Here is a 24597-nt window from a genome sequence, read left to right as displayed (position 1 = left end):
AAAAGCCTACCTGGGATAACGTAAGAAGTACTTTAATGCAACATCCGGTAAGAGGCCCAGGCCTCTGCCGGTTGTAAAAAAATCACAGCAAACAATCAATACTCAGACATTTAACGCAAAGCCTTCTGAGCCAATAAGCGGTAAATATCCGCTGACCAAACGAAGAATTAAACCACCAGTTTTAATCCTTTCCAGATCCCTTTGAAATGCTTTCTAAACTGTAACGACTATGGAAGAGCTACTGACGGCCGATTACCATCCCTATCTTTACCTGGATAATCCAGAGATTTTAATCAAAGATCCCCTTATATATTCCAGACCGCGCTCCCTGAAAAAAAAGGTAAAAAAAACCTGTGACAGAATCAGGGAAATGATTGCCCTGGGTCAACCGCAGCAGGAGATTATCGATCAAAGCGTTGAGCTGATTACATCGGAGCTTCGGCCCTCACGCTTTGGTTATGTCTGCGCGGTCATTGCCAGCGAATTCCCAAAAACATTTTTAAAATGGGTCAAAATCAATGAGCTCACTGATCAGGTTTTAGATGTTCTCAGCGCCTGTGAGCCCGTATTCAGTCTTCTCAAATTTAATTCTTATACTGCCGAGCAGCACAGCATTTATATTACGATATCAAACTTTATCCGGCATTATCTGAAAAGAAAAAAGAGAAATTCAGCGCCTCAGCCAAGGGAACATACTGCTGGAAAAAGAACCGCATCCGCCGTTGTTACTGAACCAGAAACAGCTGCCATACCCTTTCCGGTTACTATACCTGTACCAGCTGTCAAACAAGTACCGCCGCTGAAAACCGTCACCTACTTCCAAAGCGAACTGCTCGAAAATTCAGCTCACAGTTCGGGCCGAATTCGCTCACATACCAATAGGTTACCATCTGGTGCAATTGTAAAACCAATTGAAGAAATAGAAATCATGTCAAATAAACAATATCCGATCAATAAGGGAATCAATAAAAGTCTTGTCTTCAAGGGACTCAAAGCGCAGTACATCGGATACATGGGACTTGGACTTCTGATTGACCTGCTGTTTTATGCGGTCCTGTATACGCTCAAAGTCAATACCTATATCACGCTGCTACTTACACTGGCTTTGGGTGCTTTGATCGCAGTCATAGTCTACCATCTGAACGCGCAGTATGGTGAACACGGGCTAATCAAGGCCATGGCCAAAAGAAAGACACCGAAGATCATCCGCTCATTTTCAAGAAGAATATTCCAATAGCCCGTAGCTGGCTACGAGCAAATTGGCTTTCAATCATTAAAACTTCAAATCCAAATGGAAAAGTTACTTGATGACTTACTACCAATTCTGGAAGTATCCGGTGGATGCCTACTCTCCAAGCAGGGCGATGTCACCATGGGCTTTGAGGTTCAGTTGCCAGAGATTTTCACACTCTCAGACCAGCAGTACGACGCCTTTCATCAAAGCTGGGTCAAAGCGCTGAAAATGCTTCCTGTCGGAAGTGTTTTCCACAAGCAAGACTATTTTTTAAAAAGCGCCTATAAGGCTGACTTTTCAAAGGAAGATACCAGTTTTCTAACCCATAGCTCGGAACGTTTCTTCAACGAGCGGCCGTTTCTGGATCACCGCTGCTATGTTTTTATAACTAAAAAACCTGCCGACAGAAAACCGTCAAGCTCGATTTTCTCTAATCTTTTAAGGCCTAGTTTATTCCCAAAGCAGACGCTAAATGAACAAGCCTTTCAGGAATTCCGTGGCAGCGCAGGCCAGTTCAAAAGGATCATGGAAGATTCAGGGTTTGTCAAAATGCGTCTTCTAGATGACGGTGAGCTACTTAGCACACCAGGCAAACAGGGGCTATTGGAGCAGTACCTTTATTTATCAGATAACAGCTCATCGAAGCTCCTTCGTGATATCCATTTTGAAAAAGGCATAAAAATCGGCGACCAGTACTGTCAGCTTTACGCGCTGGCTGACGCCGCGGATCTGCCAGGCAGCTGCAGCCCGGGGATTCACTATGAGAAGTATTCCAGTGACCGGACCAAATTCAGTACCGGTTTCGCCAGCAGTTTGGGTCAGCTTTTATCCTGCAATCATATTTACAACCAATTCATATTTATTGAAGACCCTGATAAAACCTTGAAGCGGCTTGAAAGCAAAAGGCTGAGACTACAATCCTTATCGCTGCATGCCCGCGAGAACCATCTGGGACTTGATGCGACCAACGAATTTTTAAATGAAGCGATCAAAGAGCAGCGCATGCCAGTGAAAGCGCATTTTAACCTGATGGTTTGGAGCGATGATCTGACTGAGCTGAAAGAAATCAAAAATATGACAACCTCGGCGCTCGCCCAGATGGACGCAAGTGCACGGCAGGAGATTGTAGGTGCCCCTCAAATTTACTGGGCAGGGATTCCCGGCAACCAGGCTGATTTTCCGATGAACGAAACATTTGATACGTTCACTGAACAGGCCGCGTGTTTTCTGAACCTGGAATCCAGCTACCGAAATTCGATCAGCCCGGTAGGTATCAGACTGGGTGACCGCCTGACCGGGAGGCCCATTCATGTGGATATTTCCGACGAGCCTATCCGGATGGGAATCTGTACCAACAGAAACAAATTCATCTTAGGGCCGTCGGGCTCAGGTAAAAGCTTTTTTACCAATCATATGGTCAGAAGCTACTTTGAAACAGGTGCCCACATCGTGCTTGTTGATGTTGGCCACAGCTATAAAGGGCTTTGTGATATGGTCGGTGGCTATTATTTTACTTACGATGAAAAGCATCCGATCGAGTTTAACCCTTTTTTTATTCCTGAGGGTGAGCAGCTGGACACAGAAAAGAAGGAGAGTATCAAAACACTTCTATTGTCGCTTTGGAAAAAGGATGATGAAACCTTTAAACGAAGTGAATATGTAGCGCTCTCTAATGCATTATCCCTGTACTTTTCACACCTGGACAGACACGCTGAGATTTTCCCGTGTTTTAACAGTTTCTATGAGTTTTTAAAAACGGACTTTATCCGCATCATCAAGACTGATAATGTAAAGGAGAAGGATTTTGATATTCACAATTTCCTCTACGTTCTGATGCCCTACTACCGGGGTGGCGAGTTTGACTATCTTTTGAACGCAAGCAAAAATCTGGACCTTCTGCACCAGCGCTTCATCGTCTTTGAGCTGGATAATATTAAGGAGCATGTCATTTTATTTCCGATTGTAACGATCATTATCATGGAGCTTTTCATCAGCAAGATGCGCAAGCTGGAAGGCGTCAGAAAGGTCCTTTTGATTGAGGAAGCGTGGGTGCGACGAGACGCCGCATAAGTGATTGTCTGGCAATATGACCAGACCCGCTGTTTCGTCAGCGGTAACCTACCGACACATGCATCGCTGGTAACGGTGGTGTGTGAAGCTGTCGGGACAATGCAGCCTTCCTGAAAAGGAGGAGCAAAAGCTGTGAGGCTGAGCAACTATCCCTAGTATCAGGGGATATGGGTGCTAGGTTGAGTGGTATGGCTAACATAAGTGAACCGTCGTTTGAACCGCCGTAACTTCGAATAAGCCAAAGATACTGATAGGCTTTAACCCAAAATGGGACGCAGTCGGCTACCCCCGTCCATGCATGGGGTACACGAACAAAGCACTGCCGGTGGATAGACGGAGCCTAACCCACTCATATGTCACTTATGCGGAACTCGGTAAGCCCGTATCGTTCCTGCCCTCTAGGCAGGAAAGCAAACCGTAAGGCGAGCTGATAACGGTGCGGGTAAAGGATTGCAGAGAAAGCGAAAGCCGTCTGATAATAAGACGGATAGGGGTTTGAATCTCACCCCACGCGAAAGCGGGCAGACTTCTGCATGGTAACTTATTACAATAACATTACAGAACTTTCAAAGGAGGAAAGCAAATGAACGTAATTAATAAGACGTGTGCGCCTGCCAACAAGGCCGAAAACTGGGACAGCATAGACTGGGCCAGCTGCGAGGCTAGTGTCCGAAAGCTGCAAGAGCGTATTGTAAAAGCTCAGAAAGAAGGCAAACATAACAAGGTGAAAGCCCTGCAATGGATGCTGACGCATTCGTTTCACGCCAAAGCTTTGGCCGTGAAACGAGTAACTTCAAACAAAGGTAAGAATACAGCAGGTGTGGATGCAGTTCTTTGGTCTACACCAAATGCAAAGTATCGGGCCATTACCGACCTGAAAAGACGGGGATACCAACCCCAACCGTTAAAACGGGTAAACATTGCCAAGAAGAACGGGAAGCTACGCCCCTTGGGCATACCTACCATGAAAGACAGAGCCATGCAGGCCTTATACCTGATGGCGTTGGAACCAGTGACGGAAACCATAGCGGACAGCCACTCGTACGGATTCCGCAAGGAACGCAGTACAGCTGACGCCATGGCACTTTGTTTCAATCTGCTTTCTAAAAGGGTGTCGCCCCAATGGGTATTAGAAGCTGACATCAAGGGATGTTTCGACCACATCAGCCACCAGTGGTTGCAAAACCATGCGCCAACAGACAAGGTGATGCTCCAAAAATGGCTGAAAAGTGGTTTCATATTTGAAAAGAAACTATTCCCAACAGAAGAAGGCACTCCGCAAGGAGGTATCATTTCCCCCACACTTGCCAATCTGACCCTGGATGGCTTGCAAGGGTTACTTGCAGAAGAATTCAGAAAGAGACAGGCTAATCTGGAACTGATTGTTCCTAAGATAAACCTGGTTCGCTATGCTGACGATTTTATCATCACGGCTGCTAGCAGAAAGCAACTCGAAAACGAAGTGCTGCCCCTGATCAAGGATTTTCTATCAGAAAGAGGGTTAGAGCTCTCCATGGAAAAAACCAAGATCACGCACATTACAGAGGGGTTCGACTTTCTTGGCTTCAACATCCGTAAATACGACAACGGCAAGCTTCTGATTAAACCATCCAAGGATAGCCTGAGGCGATTCTACGAAAAAGTGGCAGCAATCATTGATGCCAATAAAACTAGTCGGCAGGACGTACTCATCAGGCAGTTGAACCCAATTATTACGGGATGGGCAAACTACTATAAAAGCTGTGTAGCATCCGAGACTTTCAGGAAGGCAGATTCACTGATATTTAAAAAGCTGTGGGCATGGGCTATGAGAAGGCACCCAAAAAAGGGCAAATTCTGGGTCGCAAATAAGTATTTCCGCAAAGTCAAGAACAGAAACTGGACATTCGCCGTCGATACGCCTGACTTTAAGAACAGAAACGAAGTGTTCTCTCTGAAAAGGCTGTACGACACTAAGATACTCCGCCACGTTCAGATTAAGCAGGACGCTAATCCCTTCGATCCTGAGTGGAAACACTACTTTGACCAAAGGGAGGCCTACAAGATGCTCGAATCCCTTGGGGGCAAGAAGTCGCTACTCCACCTGTGGAAGCGGCAAAAACGCACGTGCCCCTTCTGTGGCAAACTAATCGGACGAGAACTTCCCTGGGGCACCATTGCCCTAATGGAAGAAGGACAAATGAGAAACTTCCTTGTTCATGATGTCTGTCGCAGAAGCTACCACCAATTAAAATTGAAGTTATGATGAGCTGGTTCCAAATTAGGAATTTTAAGTTACCTGAGCCGTATGAGGGGAAACTCTCACGTACGGTTCTTAGGGGGGAAAGCGGGAGTAATCCCGCTGACCTACCCGACAAAGCAATCGCTAAGGAAGGGATGGCGGAGTATGTAAAGTATATATTTAAAACGGTTAGAAAATACTTTGGCGAGGCCATTGTCGTGACTCAGGAAGTGGAAGATATTATTTCCTCCCCTATTGTCAAGCAGGCCATCATCAATAATTCGGACTGCAAGATACTGCTCGATCAATCCAAATACCAGAACAAGTTCGATCAGATCCAGGAGCTTTTAGGACTAACCGAAAAAGAAAAGACTTTGGTTCTCTCTGTAAACAAGGCCAATGATCCAATGCGAAAATACAAGGAAGTGTTCATCAGCCTGGGCGGGGTGCTCTCCAAAGTTTACCGTACAGAAGTAAGCCCACAGGAGTATTTGAGCTACACTACTGAGCAGACCGAAAAGGTCAAGGTTAATGAATACGCCCGAAAATACGGAAGCATCAAAAAGGGAATTCAGCTACTTGCGCAGGAAATGGCGGCCGCTGCCAGAACATAAACGAATACAGACCATGTTAAAAAGAATCCTTTTCGTCCTGATGGTGTCATTCGCCACGATTACTCCGGTTGGAACAGCCCAGGCTGCAATCCCCTGGGCCCAGATTATTAAAGAAGCAATCAAACGGGTTGTAAAGGCTGTTGATCTTCTGATTCAAAGAAGACAAAATGCGGTTATCAAGCTTCAGAATGCCCAAAAGGCGCTGGAAAATACGATGGCTAAATTAAAGCTTGATGAGATTACCGACTGGGTTAAAAAGCAGCGCGACCTTTACAAGGAGTACTATGATGAGCTAAAAAAAGTCAAGGCTGTGATCGCTTACTATTTTAAAATAAAAGAGATCGCCCAGAAGCAGGTTTTGATTGTGGAAGAGTATCAAAAAACCTGGATCCTGTTTCAAAAGGACAGACATTTCACAGCCGCCGAGCTGCATTACATGCAAAAGGTCTATGAGGGGATGCTCGATGAAACGGCCAAAAATGTAGACCTTCTCACGCTCGTGGTAAAATCATTTTCCACCCAGATGTCCGATGTCCAACGCCTTGAAATCATTGACAAAGCGGCTGCTCAGGTTGACAAAGTCTACGATGAGCTCAGCAGCTTCAATCACGAAAATAAAGTGCTCAGTCTGTCCCGAGCCAATAGCGAGTTTGACGCAAAAGTGGTCAAAGAGCTCTACGGAATCCAGTAACCAGGAAAACAATGAAAAAAATAGCCACTACCCTTTTGATGCTTTTGTTTTCAAATCTTTGTCCGGCCCAAATTTTCAAGGAATGGTTCCGGCAGAATGCCACTCAGAAAGAGTATCTTATTGAGCAGATCGCCCAGCTTAAAATTTATCTTGAGCTCACTGAAAAAGGTTACAAGATCGCCAAAGAGGGGTTGACCACGATTGGTGAAATCAAACGGGGCGAATTCAAACTCCATAAAAACCGCTTTGACTCACTGCTGATTGTAAATCCGAAAGTCGGATCATCCAGCCGGCTGCAGCAGATCACCGACCTACACGGCCGCGTCAACCAGACCTGTGAAAGGCTGCCAGCAGAGCTTGAATCCTTTTTCAATGCCGATCAGATGGCGTATATTAATAAGGTTCTAACGCTGGTTTATGATGACTGCCAGTCTGTGCTATCCAATCTTTTTCTTGTGATCCGCAATGGAAATCTTTCGATGAGCGACGATCAGCGCATCGAGCGAATTGAACTCTGCTTTCAGCAGATGCAGGACAATTACGTTTTTGTCAAAGAATTCGACCAGAATACAAAGCTTCTTGCCAGGCAGCTCAAAAATGAACAATCCGAAATGATCATCCGAAAAAATATTCACGGATTAAACGAACCAAGATGAAAAAACTAAGCATCTTTTTCTGGCTTTTCTTACTGGGCAGCAACTGTCCACTGAAAGCGCAGACGGCCGAAGTCACGCAGTTGATTCTAAATATTGAAAAGCTCAGCGAGCTCCGAAAAATCCTGAACGAGCTCAAAGCTGGTTATGAAATCGTTTTCAAAGGATATAATACGATCAAGGATCTGTCAGAAGGAAATTTCAAACTGCATGAAGCGTTTTTAGACGGCCTGTTGCAGGTAAGCCCTGCGGTTAAAAACTACTCCCGCGTTAAAGATATCATTCAGGCTCAGCTCGCAATCGCAAGAGAACTTGGTCAGGCGCATCAGCGCTTTAAAGCATCCGGCCAATTCTCGCAGGATGAGCTTACGTATATCGGGAAGGTATATGATCAGCTAACAACGTCAAGTCTAAAAAACCTGGATGCGCTCACAACGGTCTTAACCGCCAAAAAGCTCAGGGCATCCGATGATGAAAGGCTTCGGGCCATCGACAAACTTCATGAAGAGATTACCGACCAGCTTTCCTTTCTAAGGCATTTCAATGGAAGCGCCTCAGTACTGCAAGCACAAAGAGAAAATGAGTTATCGGATGCATTGATGCTCAAAGAGCTTTACGAGCTAAACCCCTAAAGGATAACCTGATGAAAACGAGATTTTTTAAAGTCACGATTTTTGTGACTCTGGCAGCGCTATTGCCCAGCTTTTGCCAGGCACAGGGATTCTCTGAGCAGGTGCGCGGACTTAATGGCGTGCTCGATAGTCTGTATAACGAGATGCTGCCACTTTGCGGCAAACTGATTAGTGTAGGGCGCGGCATTGCAGGATTCGCCGCCATCTGGTACATCGCCTCACGCGTGTGGCGGCATCTTGCAAACGCGGAAGCGATTGATTTTTATCCGCTTTTCCGGCCGTTCGTTCTGGGTTTTGCCATTTTTATTTTCCCCTCGGTCATCGCGCTTCTTAATGCGGTGCTCTCACCTACGGTCCGTGGCACCTCGGGCATGGTCCAGGACTCAGACAAAGCCATTGCCCTGCTTTTAAAAAAGAAGGAAGATGCAGTTAAATCATCCAAATTCTGGGAAATGTATGTGGGTGATGATCAGAAGGGAAGCCGGGAGAAGTGGCTGAAATACACCTACGGTGATGGCTACTCCGAAGGATTTACTGACGGGATCTCCAATGATATCAAATTTTACATGGCCAAGCAAAGCTACAATTTCAGAAACTCAATTAAAGCTGCGCTCAGCGAAATCCTGCGTGTTGTGTTTGAATCGGCAGCTTTATGCATCAATACAATACGGACATTTCATCTGATCGTGCTGGCTGTGATCGGGCCTATTGCTTTTGGAATTGCTGTTTTTGACGGGTTTCAGCACACTTTAACTTCCTGGATTGCCCGCTACATTAATATATACCTGTGGCTTCCGGTAGCCAACATCTTTGGGGCGATCATCGGAAAAATTCAGGAGAAAATGATAGCGCTTGATATCCGGCAAGTGCAGGAGAACGGAGATACTTTTTTTAATGCCCACGATATGGCATACTTGATTTTTTTAATCATTGGGATAGTAGGCTACTTCTCAGTCCCATCGGTGGCAGGATACATCATTCAGGCGGGCGGACAAAATACCCTGCTGCATAAGGTCACCACACTTTTTGCCAATACGGCCATGGCTGCGGGTAACGTAGCGTTTCCAGCAGGTGGTGGCTTTGGAAGGTTACCCAGGGCCGCTGACAAAGGCCCCGGTAAGTAGCTAAATTTTTAAAACAGACAACTTTGTCTATCAAACAATACATGCTATGTTTCAAAAAGCAAAAAATATTGACACGGCTTTCAAGCATATCCGCACTTTCACTTTTATTGCCCTTATCAGCTCCGCGTTTTTTTGCTGCTTCACACTTTTCAAAAGTCTTAAAAGCATTGAAACGGCTCAGTCAAGGGTTTACATTCTGGAATCAGGAAAAATTCTTGAAGCGTATGCTTCCCCCAGAAGTGAAAATATCCCTGTCGAAGCACGCGACCATATCGCCAGTTTCCATAAGCTCTTTTTCACGCTGGATCCGGATGATAAAGCCATTCAATCCAGTCTTGCCAAGGCTTTGTATCTGGCAGATGGTTCAGCCAAAAAGCAGTATGATGATCTGCGAGAATCTGGTTATTACACCGGCATTATTTCAGGAAACATAAGCCAGCAGATTCAGATTGATAGCATCCACGTACAGATCAGCAGCTATCCTTACAGTTTTAAATGTATTGCTCAGCAGCGCATTATTCGACCGACCAGTATCGTCACCCGAAGTCTGATTACCGAAGGCTCACTAAGAACAGTTTCCCGATCCGACAATAATCCACACGGCTTTCTGATCGAGAAATGGATCACAGTTGAAAACAGGGACATCGGTGTTCAGAACCGGTAGCCAGTTTCAGAATCTGGGAATTCATAATATCTAAACGTCAACAGGTATGTTCTACAAATTCAATGCGCACCGCGCCAGAAAACCAGCAGATAAGGCTGACTCCAAGCTTGCCATACAGATCTTTCGAAAACTTATCACGATGCAGCGCAGCTGGGCAAGCTACATGGGATCCAGGGCGGAAAAACTTTCCTGCGCATGGCTCAAAGCACTCTGTGTAACGGTGATCACGGTAAGTAGCTGCTACTGTGCCTACCTGATTTTTGAAGGCTTTATTTCTCTAAATAAAACAGGAGCGGATGCGCGGCAAGGTCACATCCGGGTATTTGATCCTTCCGGAATCAAAGAGCAGCTGCGGGCTCAAACGGAGTTAAATAACTATTTGGACAGCCTTGAAAACGCTGTATCAAAAGACAGTTTGAATCAATTAAACCATACCCCAAAATAATCATGGAAGCAAAACTGCACTCTGCCTCATTCTTGCAAAACAGAAAGTTCTACACTTATCTGCCTGTGTTAATACTACCTTTTCTGACGCTGGCCTACTGGGCTATTGGAATTAAAATGATCCATAAAAGTAAGGTAACTCAAACTCAGCCCCAGGGTTTAAATACAAGCCTTCCAGACGCCAGGCTGAAAGATGAAACTGCATTTAACAAGCTTACCTACTATAAACAAGCAATGGATGATTCTGCAAAAATCCGTGAGCAGCTAAAAAAAGATCCTTACCGCAGTGCAGAGTTAACGCAGCCAGATAAATCAGCTGGAGAACTTTCAATGCAGGGGCTTGGCGCGCCACCAAGTGGACTTAAAAAAGAAAAACCCGTTTCTTACAAAGGTAAAACCTATGCCGGTGCGCAGCAGGCCCGTATCATCAGTAAACTTAAAACCCTTGATTCTGTGCTGGCCAAAAGCAGTGAACCGCAGTTCAGCCAGCCCGCTACCGGGTCTGAGCTTACGCAAAAAGCAGCAGTGTCCGCTGCTGATGAAAATCTGCAAAAACTCGAATCTCTGATGGCAAATCTGGATAGTCAGCAAAACATCGACCCTCAGGATCCTGAGTTGCAAGAGCTGAACAGCATGCTGGAAAAAATTCTTGACATACAGCATCCTGAGCGGGTTGCAAGTCGAATTCAGGCCCAGAACGCGGCAGCACAAACACTATCCTACCCTGTCACTAGTTCGTCCAGCCAGACGCAAATTGAAAACTTTTCAGCGGGCGCATCTGATTCAGCGAGCACCCCAGTTTCCAGGGTCAGCTTTCAGACTAATGGATTTTTCTCACTTGACGAGCCTGTGAGCCCAAGTGTGGACAATACCATTAAAGCGGTGGTGCATGAAGAGCAGACGCTTGTGACGGGCTCGACCATAAAGCTTAGACTTACAGCCGATATCCATGTGGCCGGAACATTAATACCTAAAGATAATCTTATATTCGGCACCGTCTCGGTTAATGGTGAGCGGCTCCTGATTGACATCACTTCTATACGGCTGAATAACTCACTGTTCCCTGTTAAACTGTCTGTCTATGACCTTGATGGACAGGCGGGGATCTACATTCCAGGCTCCATTTCAAGAAATGTTGCCAAGCAATCTGTAAGCCAGGATATACAGGGGCTATCACTTGGATCTGTTGACCCCTCAATAGGTGCTCAGGCAGCCAGCGCAGGAATTCAGGCTGCTAAAACTTTACTTGGAAAAAAAGCCAGGCTTGTGCAGGTATCGGTCAAGGCCGGTTACCAGATTCTTTTAAAGGATGGAAACATGAAATCCATCTGAGCCCCACTTCACCATAACAGTTAAAATAAAAGCATAATGAACCACAGCAAGTTAAGTAAAATCATTGGCCTGCTTTTCCTGACTATTGGTACAAAAGCATGGGCACAGGATGTACAGCTCTTTGTCATTGAACCTTTTCCTTTGGAGATCACCTACAACAAAACAGTCAATCTGATTTTTCCTTATGCGCTAAAAAGTGTAGATAAGGGCAGCCGTGACATTCTGGCACAGAAAGCCAAAGGCGTTGAAAATATCCTGCAGGTAAAAGCGGCGATAAATGACTTTCAACAGACAAACCTGACTGTTATCACCTCTGACGGAAAGCTGTACTCCTTTGTCGTAAATTACTGCCAGGAGCCCTCTCAGCTGAACATTGAACTGATCAAAATTCCAGATGCATCAAAACCGGCGGATGCGGTGCTGGAAAAAGAGCCTAATGAAGAGTTTCTTAAAAATACATCACAGCACGCTTCTGAGCAGCAAAATATTCTCGGCAAAATAAAAGACTCTTCACATAAAGCCAGACTTTCGCTCAGCGGGCTTTACGTTAATTCGGAGGTGATTTTTTACAGATTAAGGCTCGACAACCGCTCGAACATTTCTTATAACATTGAAAGTCTGCGATTTTTTATCAGTGACAGAAAACGCGTAAAGAGGACTGCTACTCAGCAAACAGAAATTAATCCCTTATATGTGCGCGGCGATACAAGCATAATTCAGGCAAACAAGTCCCATGAATTTGTGTTTGCTCTTTCAAAATTCACCATTGCAGATGCCAAACAACTGACCATTCAATTGATGGAAAAAAACGGAGGAAGGCACCTTAGCCTGAAAGTTCCCAATAAAACAATCCTCCGTGCAAAACCTATCAATAAATCCTGAGTATTCACTTTCAATATATATCCTATGAACGAGCAAAATTTTGAATACCTGAAAGACCAGTTGAAATTCACCGGCTTTGGCGTGGATTTAAACGGGCAGCTAAAAGAAAACCTACAAAAGCCGCAAAACGAGTTTACGCTTTCGCACCTTGCCACCTATGGAAAAGATGAAGTAGCTTCGCGGCTTCATTTTAAAAAGTCAACCGAGAGCGACCGATTCTTTTTTAACAGTTACGATGCTTCGCTGAAAAAAGAAAACAGTGAAAATACGCTCCGCCAGAATTTTCCAATTCACAAAGACGGCAGTGTGACTCGCAAGGAGGCCTATAATCTCTTGGACGGAAGGGCAGTTAACAAAGACCTTGTCAATAAGGACGGCAAGCTTTACAATGCCTGGATTGAGCTTAATTTCAAAGAGACGACAAGCAGCGGCAACTTTAAGTTGCAGCGCTATTCAGAGCAGTACGGATTTGACCTTGAAAAGGCCTTGTCGCGTCTTCCTATCAAAGAAATTGGCAATGTGCAGGATAAAAGTAAGCTCCTTGATTCGCTCAGAAAAGGCAACCGGCAGGCTATTACGCTCTCAGGAAATGATTCAGATCAAAAAGCTTTTGTAGAGGCCAGCCCCAAATTCAAATCCATCGTGGTCTACGATCAGAACCATCAGCGCATCCGCCAAAACCAGTCTGAAAAAAATGCTGTATCCCAAAGCCAGCAGCAGGCGCCTGATAAGGCTGAAAAATTGCATACAAAAACAGAAGATCACATGCAGCAACAGCCAAGAAAATCAAAGGGGCAAAAGATGTGAACAGCTTCTTGGAAGCCAAATTAATCCTGTAAGCTTATGCAGCAGCAAATTAACCGGGTCGCCACCGGACTTGAGCAGTGGCGCCAGAAAGAAGAGCGTTTCTCGAAAATTTTCAGTCCGTCGATTTTAAAGGACAAAGCTTTTTTAGAGCAGAAACTTAGCTTTCTGGTTCACTTGCAGCGCCGCTATGGAAAAAGCAGGGATCCAGAAGAGCAGTTAGCCCTTCAGATTCTTGCCCGCCAGCGCGCCCAGCTAAAAAAAGAACTGTATCCTAATTTTTTTCAGCGTCTTTTCAACAGTATCCGCCAGGTGCTCGCAGTTGAGAAAGAGCAGCGTATGGACAAACAGCGCTCCGCGGCCAATTTACCGGTACTGTCTGATAAAATCAGTAAAGCAGGCTTTGGAGACCTGCGCGGCGAACTGTCAAAAAACCTGGCGGCAGGTCAGCAGCACTTTCAGCTGCCCGTATCACGCTACGTAAGCCAAAATGAAAAGATGGACTACAAGCTAAACTTTTCAAAGGATGAAAACGGTCATTTTCAGCTCACCGGCTATGATGCGGCATTAAAAAAAGAAGGCAGCAGAACGCCTGGCATCTCCCAGCATTTCTCTTCTGATATCAACGCCTTACAGGCTCAAAATCTTTTGCAGGGACGTGCCCTTTTTAAGCAAAACGCTGAACCTGGAAGCCCAGTCTCCCAGGGAAAATGGATTCAGCTCGATTTCAATGATAAAGATGCAGCGGGACAGTACCGGGTGAAAGAATTTCACCAGGGATTCGGATACGACGTCCAAAAAGAAATAAGCAGGCTGAACCTTCAAAAAGAAGGTTTCGGCCAGGACATCCAAAAGCTGACTGAAAGCTTAAAAAATGGTGACCGGACGCCTGTCACACTTCAAAAGGATGGAAAAGAAACCAAGATATTTTTAGAAGCAAACCCCCAGTTTAAAAATCTGACAGTCTATGATCAAAACCATCAGAAAACCAGCATCGCCAGGGCCGATACCGTGCACGCGCAAACCAAGACCATTCAGGTGCAGCACAAGCAGCCAGTTAAAATCCAAAAAGTCAATAGAAACCGTCCCAGAAGATAAAAGCGCGCCCGGGCTCCCCGATGCGGCCAGTCTGTTAACTGTTTTTTTTAACCGCATCGAAAACGATCCCAGAATCAGCACCGCACATATAGGCCTTTATGTGAGCCTTTTTTCACTTTGGGAAAGGCAGGGAGCGTCAGGGCCTTTGGAAATGTTTAGCCGCCAGATTATGCCGGCAGCGAAAATCTCAAGCTGCGCTACCTATGTAAGGCTTATGCATGACCTGGATGAACTTCGCTATGTGCGCTACGAGCCCTGTTTTTACAAACGAAAGGCCAGCCGGATCCGGCTGACGGGCTTTTGACCTTTAACACATGTTTCACCTTAACATACCAGTTTATGCAGATTGAAATGATCACAAAGCAGGATCTTGAGACATTCCGCCAGCAGCTTTTAAGCGATTTAAAACCTTACCTGTCCAGCAAAGAAGCGGCACCGGATCAGTGGCTGAAAAGTGCGGATGTCAGAAAGCTTTTAAAAATCTCGCCCGGCACCCTTCAAAAGCTGCGCATCACGGGTGCTTTGGCCCCGGTAAAAATTGCAGGTTCATTCTATTACAAACATAGTGATGTACAGCAGTTATTAACCAACGGCCACCTTTGATGATGAAAAAAGACCAAATCCTTCACCTGATCCGCAGGGCCTGCCAGGACCAACGACTTAACGTCTGGCATCTTGCGACCTACCACGCTTTGATCGAGCTATATGCGCAATCGGAAACAGCCGGTGATTTTTACATTTCCCGAAAAAAGGTCATGCGTCTTGCGCGCATAAGCGGGCTGATTACCTACCATAAGTATATCGGTGAGCTTCAGACGCTGGGCTATATTGTCTATACCCCGTCCTATCATCCTAAAATGGGCAGTAGGATCCAGCTGCTGAGCGAATAATTCCCGCGCCCTGGAAAGCGCACTCCCCAATACATTTAAATATCCATATTATACCCTGCTCTAATGTTGGGAGCTATCTGACTATGTTCCGGTATTTTCATACCGGCAGGCTCGCTGCGCGCAAAACCCTATAAAATGGTTTCAATAGAAATTTCAATGGAACGATTAAGCGATCTAGCGATTGAGAAATTATTTTATTTTTCTATTCTCTGATTAAAACATTTCAAAATGGTTTTAAAAAAACTGAAAGGACGGGCGCTGCGGCCTGATCCGAATGAATCACTTTTCAAATTTAAACTCAGCTGGGCTGATGAGCACTGTCCGCAGCAGTTGAAAATTCAAACCTGGTATAGCTATGACTACAGCTCGGAAAGAAGCGCGTTTCCCTGCGGTCTAAGCAAAGAGCTGCGTGAGCGCTGGAAGAGGCTATTGGGACTATGCTGGAAACATGATGAGCTTTACGAGTTTGTAAAATGGCTTCGGCCGCACCAGAAAGGAGAGCTTCTGGAGCTATACCTTCCAAACTGGCCTCAGATTCCAGCGATGATACCGGCTTTGGAAAAAAGTGGTGCATGGCCTGTCTTACAGTCTTACGGCCAAAGCTGCGGATTTAATGCCATTGAATTTAAATCCGTTAGCAGGACTCATCCGAGGCAGCCTTCTCACAGTCCGGGACAAACCAACTTTAAACAGTTCTATGGCTTTGGTTACGTGCAGCGCAACAACTTCATCGCCGCAAGTCTTGCCTCGGGGAAACTACTTAAAATCGATATTTACGATAACTTGATTTACCACAGCGAAAATTATCTTCACAGCTTTTTAAGCCCTCATCTTGCTACGGATTTAAGTGGAATGAATTAAATAAAGTCAAAGACCTAATGGATTGTTTCCAAAACACAGGAAATAATCCATTATAGTTGTATCTTAAAGCGTCGGCGTGGGAAATCGGAAGCGTTGACCACAGGTTTCCCTTGGCAGATTGGCCCAGAACAGACAATCACTGGCCGCTTGCTAAATAATTATCAAACATCTGCTTAGACTGGTCAATTACAACCAGTGATGATTTAAACGCGTTAGCCATTACAGCCACCGCTCTAAAGTTTACCAAGATAATCGTCTGCCTGCTTTATTTAGAACCTAATTCTGGTTAAACACTAGGGGGAAGATTTTTTTCTGACAGCGGCCTGATTGGTATTGAGGGGATGCCATGCATGCTGAACAATATTTAGTTCCAATCTTTTAACTTGGAAAAACGAATATTCTTCCATCAGAAATGGCTCCTTACTTAGCGTTGAGAAGTATCAGGGAAATTTTTCTCCTTTACTTAAGTATTCTGCAATTTAAGGATAATTGCTCTGTCATTTATGATATATGATAAAAGACTGCCTGCCTGCACTTGTATCCTCCTGCCTTACTAACAACCAGCCTTGGATCAATCGGGTTAGATTGTTCAGTGCCCCGCTTCCGTGCTAGATTTAATGCCGGTATTAAATCTTGAAACTTGGTTTCAGCCTAGATAGAGACGGATTTTTCTGTGTCCAAATATGAAGGTTTGAATCTGCTTCTCGTATTGATGTAACCCATTATCTTTAATAAAAGCTATTCCGTGAACTAAATATCGACACTACGGCTGCTCAGGATCAATCAGTTTTGATACTCGCACTGTAGCCTCAATCGCTACATACTCATATTTAACATGTTGTGTATCATAATTGTACTATACCAATCCGTTTCCATTTGAAGCGCTGCTGGTGGTATAATAGCATGTTGCTCAGTATTTATCAATCAGGATCTGGACAATGAGCCGGTTTACGGCCATACATTTACCAAACCCATCAAAACCGCTCTGTCAATATAGTCAGATCTGACACAGCAAGCCGGTACGCCAGTCGGGCGGTGAATAGATCAGCTTCTGATCTGGCAAGCAGCGATTTCGTGTTCAATACATCAGCTTCGGTGTTCAGGCCGGCGTACTTTTTGTCGAGCTGTACTTTAAGTTCCTGCTGACGGTACGTATAGGCGCGCTCGGCAGCCGCGATGAGCGACTGTGCTTGGCGGATCTTGCGGTAAGCTTTTTCAACGCTGTTGTTTACTTCCTCTTTTTTATCGGACAAAAGCATCTGCGCCTGTTGCGAAACCAGATCCCGCTGCCTGATCACTTCTTTGTTACTGAAAATATCCTGCACATTCCATTTCAGACTGGCACCGACAAAGGGATTGTTCTGCGGAAAAATGATATTTCCTTTCTGGAAGGTGTATCCGGCAAATACGCCAATATCGGGCCGGTAGCTCAATTTCGCAGCTTTGACGCCAAGTTCACTTTTTGATTTAGCAAGATCGGCCAGCTGAATATCCACGTTGTTTTCCATCGCTCCGGTTTTATAATCTTCCAGCGCTCGGGTGGCTTCTACGGGCGTGAGCGATACATTTTCAAGCCTGATCTGCCCCGGTTCCAAACCGGTCAGCCGGCTCAGATCGGCCAGGTAGTCCTCCTGCTGAATTTCCAGTTTCAGAAGATTCTGTTCTTCGTCGGCAATATTGGCCTGCAAACCGGACTCGCTGGATTCAATGGTTTTACCCGATAATCTACCGCTTTCCACATCGTAAAATTTCATTTTAGCCAATTCCATTTTTGCACGCGCCTCTTCCTGCTGTTTCTGTGTGATCAGTATGCCATAATACAGCTTTTCCACCGCCTGACGGATTTGAAGCGATGCCTTTGTTTTCTCACGGTCCGCGATTTGCACATCCATTTTCGCAACTTCTACGCCGGTGCGGATCTTGCTCAGCTGGGAGATCGGCTGATAGATCGTCGCGCCCGCATTGAAAGTCTGATGCTGTCCGAGATCAAAATTCAGTTCATTGTTCGGTAAGGCCACATTTCCTGCCGGCAATGGAATCACACCAAGTGCCCCCTGCGGAATGGAAAGCTGGCCGATACTGGCGTTATACTGGTAGGTCGAACTGACAGAAACCACCGGGTACGCTTTAATTCGGTCCTCCTTTACTCTGGACCGTTTTTCATCCAGCTGCAAAGATTTAACACTGTATAATTTATTGTTTTGCAAGGCTTTATCGATGGCCTTATCCAGACTCAACGGTGTTTGCTGAGCCATTGTATTTCCGGCAAAAACCAGCAGTACCGCTGCCAGCCAGCCAGATAAATGTATTTTCTTAAATTTCATGATGCGCTGTCATTAAGCTATTTTTCAATAATTCCTCCTTGTCCGACGGTTTCATCCAGCCGATATAGAGTACCGGCACAGTCAGCAGTGCCATAATCATACTCCATATCACCCCGACGGCAATCACGCTCGCCAGCGGACTCCACATGGGAGAACCGGAAATGATCATCGGAAGCACACCTATTGCCGCAGCCATGGCAGTCAGGAAGATCGGACGAAGACGTCTTTTTCCGGATTCTACTGCGGCGGTGGGGATATCCATGCCGTGGTGCCTGATCAGTTCATTGGTATGGTCGATCAGGATGATGGCATTCCGCACGACGATCCCTGACAGACTGATCAGCCCGACAAAGGCCGTAAAGCTGAAATTGTTTCCCGTGACATAAAGGCCAAACAAGGCGCCAAAAAGGCTCAGCGGGATCGTCAGCATGATAATGGCGACCTCTTTTAAATTCCGGAATTGAAGCAAAAGCACCAGAAATATCAGCACCAGGCTCACGCCCAAAACCTTGATCATCTGACTAAACGTTTCCTGTTTGTTGGCATACTCCCCGCCATACTGGATCTGATAACCTGCCGGAATTGTGAGTTTAGCAATTTCTGGCTGAATCTCTTTCAGCAGCTGAGAAGGCAAGGTGCCAGGCTGTGTTTCGGACTGTACCGTCAGCGTACGGACTCCGTTTCTGTGCATAATTTTTCCGGTAAACCATTGCGGCACAATATCAGCCACCTGTCTGAGCGGCACACTGGCGCCGGTCACAGCAGATTCGAGATACGTATTTTCAAGATCGTCGGTAGAACGCCGGTTTTTTTCATCCAGTCTCAAAACAATATCCACCGGCTCGTTCCCTTCGTACATGGTCGCCACCGGCGCGCCGGCAAAACCCACATACACCGAACTTGCGATGCTGGTAGTGGTAAACCCAAGACGGCTCGCGTCGTTTTTGAGCTGGATGGCGATACCGTAATAATCTTCACGGAAATCATTGCGGACCAGCCGGTTCCCTTCGGCTTTTTTAACAATTTCCGCAACCTGTGCAGCGATCTGTTTAAGCCGGTTGATGTCCTCCCCGATAATTCTTACCTCCACCGGCGCCTTCAGCGGCTGCCCCTGCTGCATGAGTTTTACCTGTACCACCCCTTCCGGAACAAGGTGATCCACCACATGCGAAAGCTGTTCAGCCAGCTCATCGGTCGTTTCTTCCGTTTCGGTATTGATCAGGATCTGGGCATAATTCTGAACCGGTACTTCGGGCGAAAAGTTGTAATAAAAACGCGGGGCACTCGTCCCTACAAATGTTGCGTAGGAAGTCACCCGTTTATCTGCCTTCACGATTTTTTCAACCTTGGCAATAGACTGACCGGTACGGTTCATCTTTGTTCCGGTCGGCATCCAGAGTTCCACCACGAGCTGGTTGCGTTCTGCAGCCGGGAAAAACTGTTGTTTAATACCTTTGGTATAAAGCAGTCCCGCAACAAGTATCGTACTTAGACTAGCAATAACCGTGGTTTTGGGATGTCGCACACACCAGCCCAGCGCGGCGTTGTAACCTGTCTGCATTTTATCCAGCAAACTTTCCTTTTTCTTTTTATTTGCTGCTTCGTCACTATGGTCGTGCAGCCCCTTTTTAATAAAGGTGTAACATAAAAACGGTGTGAGCACCATGGCCACGATAAAGGACGAACCCAGCGCAATGGCAACGGTCACTGGCAAAGCATGAATAAATTCACCGACTGTCCCGGTCAACAAAACCATCGGCGCAAACGAGGCGATGATCGTCACGGTGGCGGCAAGCACAGGAATAACCAGGTCGCTCGCACTGCGCCAGGCGGCCGTCCACCGGTCCACCCCTTCATCCAGAAGCTCCACATAATTGTCGGCAATGACGATGGCATCATCCACGACCATCCCAAGAACGACGATCAGGGCAGCCAGTGAAACCTGGTGTAATTCAATGCCAAAAGCATTCATCAGCGCAAAAGTAACGGCGACGGTCATCGGTATGGCCATGGCGGCTACGGCTGCGATCCGGAATGGAAGCAGCAAAATCACGACAACTACCACTGAAATGATAGCCAGAAAAAATTCCCGGATAAAATGGGTGATATTCGAATCGACCATTTGCGGTTGGTTCACGATGGTGGTCAGTTTGACATCATCCGGTAACAGTTTTTTAACCTCGGCTACCTTTTTCTGTACTTCGTCGCCAAACTGAACAATGTTGTTTCCTTCCTGCATCTGCACCGAAAGGATCATGGCCTTGTTGCCGTTGACGGTCGTTTTGCTGGTGGGGTCGTTGTAGGTTCTTGTCAAAGTGGCTACATCCCCCAGGCGGATCGTCTGTCCTGTTTTGGAACTGCCCACGATTTGGTTGGCAATTTCACTCTCCGAATTGTAATAGCCGTCGGTGTACAGCGGCGTCTGGCTGTTCTCGGTTTTAATATCACCCGTTGCGTTAATGGCATTCTGGCTTTGCAGTACTTTGATCACCTGGCTCAGACTCAGACCGTACTGCGAAAGTTTCTCCGAATTGGAGCTGATCACGATCTGTTCTTTCTGCTCGCCGATTCTTTTAACCTTGGACGTGGCAGGAACGGTGCGTATCGCGTCTTCGAGTTTTTTGGTATAATCTTTCAACTGAAGATAGCTGGCTGCATTACTTTCCACGCCGATCACCAGCGCCTCTGTATCGCCGAAATCCGAATTCACAACCGGCCCTTTTACACCGGCCGGAAGGTCCATTTGTTTTGAGATCAGTAATTGATGCCGCAATTTACTCCAGAAAATATCCGGCTCTTTTACCTGCTCGCCAAGTTCTACGTTCACCACCACCATGCCGTCGGAGGTTGTAGAATAGGTTTTGGCCTTATTAACTTCTGCATATTGAAACAGATATTGTTCCAGTTTTTTGGTCACCTGATCTTCCACCTGGGCAGAGTTCGCTCCGGGGAAATAGGCGATCACAAGACCCTGCCGGATCGTGATTTTAGGATCCTCGCGCCGGGGCATATTGAGCAGCGAATTGACGCCGACCGCGAACAGCAACAGCAGCACCGAAAGGGTGACCTGTTTGTATTTTAATGATGCTTCTACAAAATTCATGCGATTTCAGTTTGCAGGTTTTGGGTGATTGGCTACCGTTTCATTTATTTTACCGTTATGTCTGCGCCGTCAGTCAGTTTATTTTGTCCTGAGGTTACGATCACATCGCCCGGACTGAGCCCGGACAGAATTTCGATGTAGTTGTCAGTCAGCTGCCCCAGACTTACTTTTCTTTCGAATGCCTTATTTTTCGCCTTGTCAATCACGTACACGATGTTTTCATTGTTGAGATTTCTGAGTACCGCTTCGGTGGGTACGGCCAGAAACTCGCTTTTCTCGCCGGAATTGATCCTGGCTTCTGCAATCATGCCCGGCCTGATGATCAGCTTGGGATTGTTGATCGTAATCTTCACTGTGAAAGCCCGCGACGAAGGATCGGCAGCTGAGCCTACTTCGGTTATTTTGCCCTTAAATGTTTCGTTCAGCGACGAGACCAGCACCGTCGCGTCCTGACCAATTTTGATATTCTGCAATTCACTTTCCGGGATATACGCATTGGCCTTCACCGTACGGATATCGGACACGACAAACAGCGGAGTACCGCTTCCGGTGATCTCCCCTACCTCGGCATTTTTCTTTAATAAAACCCCGCTGATGGGACTGTACAATTTGGTATCAAACAAATTTTTTGCCTGTAATTTCTGCTGAGCTTTTGCCTGTTCGAGCCCGTGGCTGATTTTCGAAAAGTCACTTTCGCTGATGCTTTTGCGGTCGTGCATGATTTTCAGCCGCTCGTATTCATCCGCCACCTGCGCCACCTGCACATCGGCAATTTCTTTTCCAATGGCATAATTGGTAGGTTCCAGACTGGAAATCAACTGGCCTTTGTTTATTTTCTGGCCTTCATTGGCAGCGATATAACTGATCTTTCCGGAGACCATAAAACCCAGGCGCACCGTTTTTTCGCCTTCAATGTTTCCGCTGATCGATATCTCCCGGTCGGATTTGCGGTTTTCGACCGTCGATGTCACAACGGCAACGGAATTAACGGGTGCTTCCGAGCCATCCTTTTGCCCCTTGTTGCAGGAAGCAAAAGTAAGCGCGGCCAGCGCAATTGTATAAAGCTGAATCTGTTTCATAATATGGGTAAATTAAGTATCTGGCTGATTTTTATAAGGTCAACGTTTCATTTCCTGACCAGCGATCCGCTGTGGATCCATGCCGAGAAAAACCAGCGACTGGCGGATCAGATCTGTAAAACCGGCATCTCCTTTAATAAAGAAAGACATTTCGTCTCTTGTGTTTTCATTGATCACCGATTCCAGCATTTCCTGCGGCAGCACACCGGGATGTAGTGTGCTCAGAGGCTGATTGTATACCAAGAAGCGTCCAGGGAAATGATTATGTAAAATCGTCATTTCTTTTGAAAAAAGTGCCTTGTTATCTTCGGCATAAAAGAGCACAGAAACATGATCGTCCGGATGCTGAACCAGACATTTTTTTTTGTGCTGATAAGATTCAGTAATCCCCGTTTCGTCGGTTACAAAAACATGATGCTGCGTGTGATCCATAATACCGGCTGCTAATATGATTTTTTTTAATAACCATGCAAAGCTCGGGGCAACGAAGGAGTTTTCTTTTAAGCTAGATTAAAAAATGAAAAATGGATAAAAATATTTTTTTAACGCTGCGCCCTCAAAACACTCAATGTCTGCTGTGTGATGCCGATATAGGAGGCAATATGACCCAGATTGGCGCGTAACAACAAGCCAGGCTGATGCACTTCAATCGTTTTGTAGCGCTCCTGTGCCGACTGAAACTGAATCGAATGCAGCCTGTCAGAAAAAGAACGCAGCACATCGATCAGCAGAAAACTGATTACTTTCTGCAAAGCAGGATACGTTTCGGCCATTTTTTCAATTTCATGATAAGATACGGAAAGTACAGTGCCGGGTTCAAGGGCTTCCAGTCCGTAAGGCGAAGGGCGGTTATAGAAAATGCTTTCCAGCGGCAAGGTAAAGGTATTTTCCTCAAAAAAATAATGGGTAATATCCTTTCCGTCTTTCAGATAATAGGTACGCAAAAGCCCCTTTTCAACGTAGTAAACTTTTTTACCATGATTGTCGAGTTCAAGAATTTTTTGTCCTTTAAAAACCTGCTCGATTTTAAAGATGGAAGCCAGGCACGCAGCGTCCTCAGGTGTAAAAGACTGCGATTCAAAAAATCGGGTAAGACTCATAACGATTCAAATTTTCCTTTGGAATGAAAGTAGCCAAAAATTCTTTTGTATGAAAATTGGATAGGGAAATATCCTGTGAACAGGTTGAGGTGTGAAATATCTGACTTAACTTTCCCTTTCGCAAAGTACCGTAAATCAAGGTTCCCACATTTCCCCACTGACCAAATCTATTATCCTGCAAAGAAAAAGAGATATCTCAAGTGCGAGGAGTGTTTCAGGAAGGTTAGGATAAGTTGTATAAATCATTGGTTGGTGTTGGTGGGATTTTCGGTAAAATGATGGTAAATTGTTGGTGGGTCGGACATTTCGAGCTTAACAATGAGGGAAAATGAAGCTTTTTTTATTGCTATTTTCATGCAAAATCTTCGTAAAATAAAATACCCTCATAGTTTTCAACAGAACATTTCATATTACAAAGTTATGCCCTAACCTCACCGCCATACAAAAACTTTTACCTTCAATATGACACAAGTTTCAAATATTGCCATACCATATTAACAGCTATACATCTGGTTCTAGAATGTTTAAACGGTGGACAGAGTTTCTACTTTAAAAACATTTATAATTCTATTGGATTATCAGCCGTCAAGAATAATATTGTAACTGACCCAAATCCAACTGGGCATCAAGCCATTTATTATTCATTGCAAAAGCAGGACGAAAACTGAGCTCGTGAAATCGTTTGGGATTTAATCACAGAAAGAATTTTGACAATTGCAGATTACCATAACGATTTACGGCCTTGGTTCAGCTTGACATACTATGCTGAAAAAGCTG

General features: G+C 45.6%; 22 protein-coding genes and 1 pseudogene. 18 read left to right on the top strand and 5 right to left on the bottom strand.

The window, feature by feature from the left end:
* The first annotated feature begins 229 nt into the window (after window positions 1-229).
* The 18 genes and pseudogenes from BMY70_RS31425 (at window position 230) to BMY70_RS29560 (ending at window position 16214) form a co-directional block, all read left to right on the top strand.
* A complete protein-coding gene (locus BMY70_RS31425; protein WP_229209825.1) occupies window positions 230-1237 on the top strand; it encodes a DUF4133 domain-containing protein in 1008 nt (335 codons plus the stop codon).
* A gap of 54 nt (window positions 1238-1291) precedes the next feature.
* The gene (locus tag BMY70_RS29635) at window positions 1292-3304 is read left to right on the top strand and encodes a TraG family conjugative transposon ATPase (protein ID WP_090341958.1); all 2013 of its coding nucleotides are present in this window, start codon (window positions 1292-1294) and stop codon (window positions 3302-3304) included.
* Between the two features lie 583 nt (window positions 3305-3887).
* Window positions 3888-5549 (top strand): group II intron reverse transcriptase/maturase, encoded by a 1662-nt coding sequence (gene ltrA, locus BMY70_RS29630; protein WP_090341956.1) that lies wholly within the window; start codon window positions 3888-3890, stop codon window positions 5547-5549.
* Window positions 5550-5659: 110 nt separating this feature from the next.
* A pseudogene (locus BMY70_RS29625) lies at window positions 5660-6139 on the top strand (TraG/VirB4 family ATPase); the annotation flags it as partial.
* Window positions 6140-6152: 13 nt separating this feature from the next.
* Window positions 6153-6830, top strand: a complete 678-nt coding sequence (locus tag BMY70_RS29620) for a conjugal transfer protein TraI (RefSeq protein WP_090341953.1) — start codon at window positions 6153-6155, stop codon at window positions 6828-6830.
* An 11-nt stretch (window positions 6831-6841) separates the two neighbouring features.
* Window positions 6842-7486 carry a hypothetical protein gene (locus BMY70_RS29615; RefSeq protein ID WP_090341951.1) on the top strand — a complete coding sequence of 215 codons (645 nt, stop codon included), beginning with the start codon at window positions 6842-6844 and terminating at the stop codon, window positions 7484-7486.
* Entirely contained in the window at window positions 7483-8115 is a 633-nt protein-coding gene (locus BMY70_RS29610) for a hypothetical protein (RefSeq protein ID WP_090341949.1), read from the top strand. Before BMY70_RS29615 ends, BMY70_RS29610 begins: the two co-directional genes overlap by 4 nt.
* Window positions 8116-8126: 11 nt before the next feature.
* Window positions 8127-9239: a conjugative transposon protein TraJ gene (gene traJ, locus BMY70_RS29605; protein ID WP_090341946.1), complete on the top strand. Its 1113-nt coding sequence runs from the start codon at window positions 8127-8129 to the stop codon at window positions 9237-9239.
* A 46-nt stretch (window positions 9240-9285) separates the two neighbouring features.
* A complete protein-coding gene (gene traK / locus BMY70_RS29600; RefSeq protein WP_090341943.1) occupies window positions 9286-9903 on the top strand; it encodes a conjugative transposon protein TraK in 618 nt (205 codons plus the stop codon).
* Between the two features lie 46 nt (window positions 9904-9949).
* Window positions 9950-10348, top strand: coding sequence for a hypothetical protein (locus tag BMY70_RS29595; RefSeq protein ID WP_090341942.1), 399 nt, complete (start codon window positions 9950-9952; stop codon window positions 10346-10348).
* 2 nt (window positions 10349-10350) lie between these two features.
* A complete protein-coding gene (gene traM / locus BMY70_RS29590; protein WP_090341940.1) occupies window positions 10351-11679 on the top strand; it encodes a conjugative transposon protein TraM in 1329 nt (442 codons plus the stop codon).
* A 36-nt stretch (window positions 11680-11715) separates the two neighbouring features.
* Window positions 11716-12561 (top strand): conjugative transposon protein TraN, encoded by an 846-nt coding sequence (traN, locus tag BMY70_RS29585; RefSeq protein ID WP_090341938.1) that lies wholly within the window; start codon window positions 11716-11718, stop codon window positions 12559-12561.
* Between the two features lie 24 nt (window positions 12562-12585).
* A complete protein-coding gene (locus BMY70_RS29580) occupies window positions 12586-13368 on the top strand; it encodes a hypothetical protein (RefSeq protein ID WP_090341936.1) in 783 nt (260 codons plus the stop codon).
* Window positions 13369-13404: 36 nt separating this feature from the next.
* Window positions 13405-14463 (top strand): hypothetical protein, encoded by a 1059-nt coding sequence (locus BMY70_RS29575; protein WP_090341934.1) that lies wholly within the window; start codon window positions 13405-13407, stop codon window positions 14461-14463.
* 100 nt (window positions 14464-14563) lie between these two features.
* A complete protein-coding gene (locus BMY70_RS30750) occupies window positions 14564-14767 on the top strand; it encodes a hypothetical protein (protein ID WP_143072176.1) in 204 nt (67 codons plus the stop codon).
* 35 nt (window positions 14768-14802) lie between these two features.
* Window positions 14803-15066, top strand: a complete 264-nt coding sequence (locus BMY70_RS29570; RefSeq protein ID WP_090341932.1) for a helix-turn-helix domain-containing protein — start codon at window positions 14803-14805, stop codon at window positions 15064-15066.
* Complete coding sequence (locus BMY70_RS29565) at window positions 15066-15353, top strand: hypothetical protein (RefSeq protein WP_090341930.1); 288 nt, start codon at window positions 15066-15068, stop codon at window positions 15351-15353. The genes BMY70_RS29570 and BMY70_RS29565 overlap by 1 nt, the downstream gene beginning before the upstream one ends.
* A gap of 228 nt (window positions 15354-15581) precedes the next feature.
* Complete coding sequence (locus BMY70_RS29560) at window positions 15582-16214, top strand: hypothetical protein (RefSeq protein WP_090341928.1); 633 nt, start codon at window positions 15582-15584, stop codon at window positions 16212-16214.
* Between the two features lie 974 nt (window positions 16215-17188).
* Here the strand turns inward: BMY70_RS29560 and BMY70_RS29555 are convergent.
* The 5 genes from BMY70_RS29555 to BMY70_RS29535 form a co-directional block, all read right to left on the bottom strand.
* Entirely contained in the window at window positions 17189-18538 is a 1350-nt protein-coding gene (locus BMY70_RS29555; RefSeq protein WP_090341926.1) for a TolC family protein, read from the bottom strand.
* Window positions 18528-21641 carry an efflux RND transporter permease subunit gene (locus BMY70_RS29550; protein ID WP_090341924.1) on the bottom strand — a complete coding sequence of 1038 codons (3114 nt, stop codon included), beginning with the start codon at window positions 21639-21641 and terminating at the stop codon, window positions 18528-18530. Before BMY70_RS29550 ends, BMY70_RS29555 begins: the two co-directional genes overlap by 11 nt.
* A 44-nt stretch (window positions 21642-21685) precedes the next feature.
* Window positions 21686-22720 (bottom strand): efflux RND transporter periplasmic adaptor subunit, encoded by a 1035-nt coding sequence (locus BMY70_RS29545; RefSeq protein ID WP_090341922.1) that lies wholly within the window; start codon window positions 22718-22720, stop codon window positions 21686-21688.
* A 39-nt stretch (window positions 22721-22759) separates the two neighbouring features.
* Window positions 22760-23152, bottom strand: coding sequence for a ferredoxin reductase domain-containing protein (locus BMY70_RS29540; RefSeq protein WP_090341920.1), 393 nt, complete (start codon window positions 23150-23152; stop codon window positions 22760-22762).
* Window positions 23153-23262: 110 nt separating this feature from the next.
* Entirely contained in the window at window positions 23263-23820 is a 558-nt protein-coding gene (locus BMY70_RS29535; RefSeq protein ID WP_090341918.1) for a Crp/Fnr family transcriptional regulator, read from the bottom strand.
* Window positions 23821-24597 lie beyond the last annotated feature (777 nt).

Origin of the sequence: Dyadobacter koreensis (assembly GCF_900108855.1) — a bacterium.
GTDB lineage: Bacteria > Bacteroidota > Bacteroidia > Cytophagales > Spirosomataceae > Dyadobacter > Dyadobacter koreensis.
This window is presented reverse-complemented; position numbering and strand designations above follow the sequence as displayed.

Coding starts and splice junctions, on each gene's coding strand:
- BMY70_RS31425 (WP_229209825.1), top strand. CDS start 230: ATGGAAGAGCTACTGACGGCCGATTACCATCCCTATCTTTACCTGGAT.
- BMY70_RS29570 (WP_090341932.1), top strand. CDS start 14,803: ATGCAGATTGAAATGATCACAAAGCAGGATCTTGAGACATTCCGCCAG.
- traN (WP_090341938.1), top strand. CDS start 11,716: ATGAACCACAGCAAGTTAAGTAAAATCATTGGCCTGCTTTTCCTGACT.
- BMY70_RS29610 (WP_090341949.1), top strand. CDS start 7,483: ATGAAAAAACTAAGCATCTTTTTCTGGCTTTTCTTACTGGGCAGCAAC.
- BMY70_RS29560 (WP_090341928.1), top strand. CDS start 15,582: ATGGTTTTAAAAAAACTGAAAGGACGGGCGCTGCGGCCTGATCCGAAT.
- BMY70_RS29615 (WP_090341951.1), top strand. CDS start 6,842: ATGAAAAAAATAGCCACTACCCTTTTGATGCTTTTGTTTTCAAATCTT.
- traJ (WP_090341946.1), top strand. CDS start 8,127: ATGAAAACGAGATTTTTTAAAGTCACGATTTTTGTGACTCTGGCAGCG.
- traM (WP_090341940.1), top strand. CDS start 10,351: ATGGAAGCAAAACTGCACTCTGCCTCATTCTTGCAAAACAGAAAGTTC.
- BMY70_RS29620 (WP_090341953.1), top strand. CDS start 6,153: ATGTTAAAAAGAATCCTTTTCGTCCTGATGGTGTCATTCGCCACGATT.
- BMY70_RS29540 (WP_090341920.1), bottom strand. CDS start 23,152: ATGGATCACACGCAGCATCATGTTTTTGTAACCGACGAAACGGGGATT.
- BMY70_RS29535 (WP_090341918.1), bottom strand. CDS start 23,820: ATGAGTCTTACCCGATTTTTTGAATCGCAGTCTTTTACACCTGAGGAC.
- traK (WP_090341943.1), top strand. CDS start 9,286: ATGTTTCAAAAAGCAAAAAATATTGACACGGCTTTCAAGCATATCCGC.
- BMY70_RS29555 (WP_090341926.1), bottom strand. CDS start 18,538: ATGAAATTTAAGAAAATACATTTATCTGGCTGGCTGGCAGCGGTACTG.
- BMY70_RS29595 (WP_090341942.1), top strand. CDS start 9,950: ATGTTCTACAAATTCAATGCGCACCGCGCCAGAAAACCAGCAGATAAG.
- BMY70_RS29635 (WP_090341958.1), top strand. CDS start 1,292: ATGGAAAAGTTACTTGATGACTTACTACCAATTCTGGAAGTATCCGGT.
- BMY70_RS29565 (WP_090341930.1), top strand. CDS start 15,066: ATGATGAAAAAAGACCAAATCCTTCACCTGATCCGCAGGGCCTGCCAG.
- ltrA (WP_090341956.1), top strand. CDS start 3,888: ATGAACGTAATTAATAAGACGTGTGCGCCTGCCAACAAGGCCGAAAAC.
- BMY70_RS29575 (WP_090341934.1), top strand. CDS start 13,405: ATGCAGCAGCAAATTAACCGGGTCGCCACCGGACTTGAGCAGTGGCGC.
- BMY70_RS29580 (WP_090341936.1), top strand. CDS start 12,586: ATGAACGAGCAAAATTTTGAATACCTGAAAGACCAGTTGAAATTCACC.
- BMY70_RS29550 (WP_090341924.1), bottom strand. CDS start 21,641: ATGAATTTTGTAGAAGCATCATTAAAATACAAACAGGTCACCCTTTCG.
- BMY70_RS29545 (WP_090341922.1), bottom strand. CDS start 22,720: ATGAAACAGATTCAGCTTTATACAATTGCGCTGGCCGCGCTTACTTTT.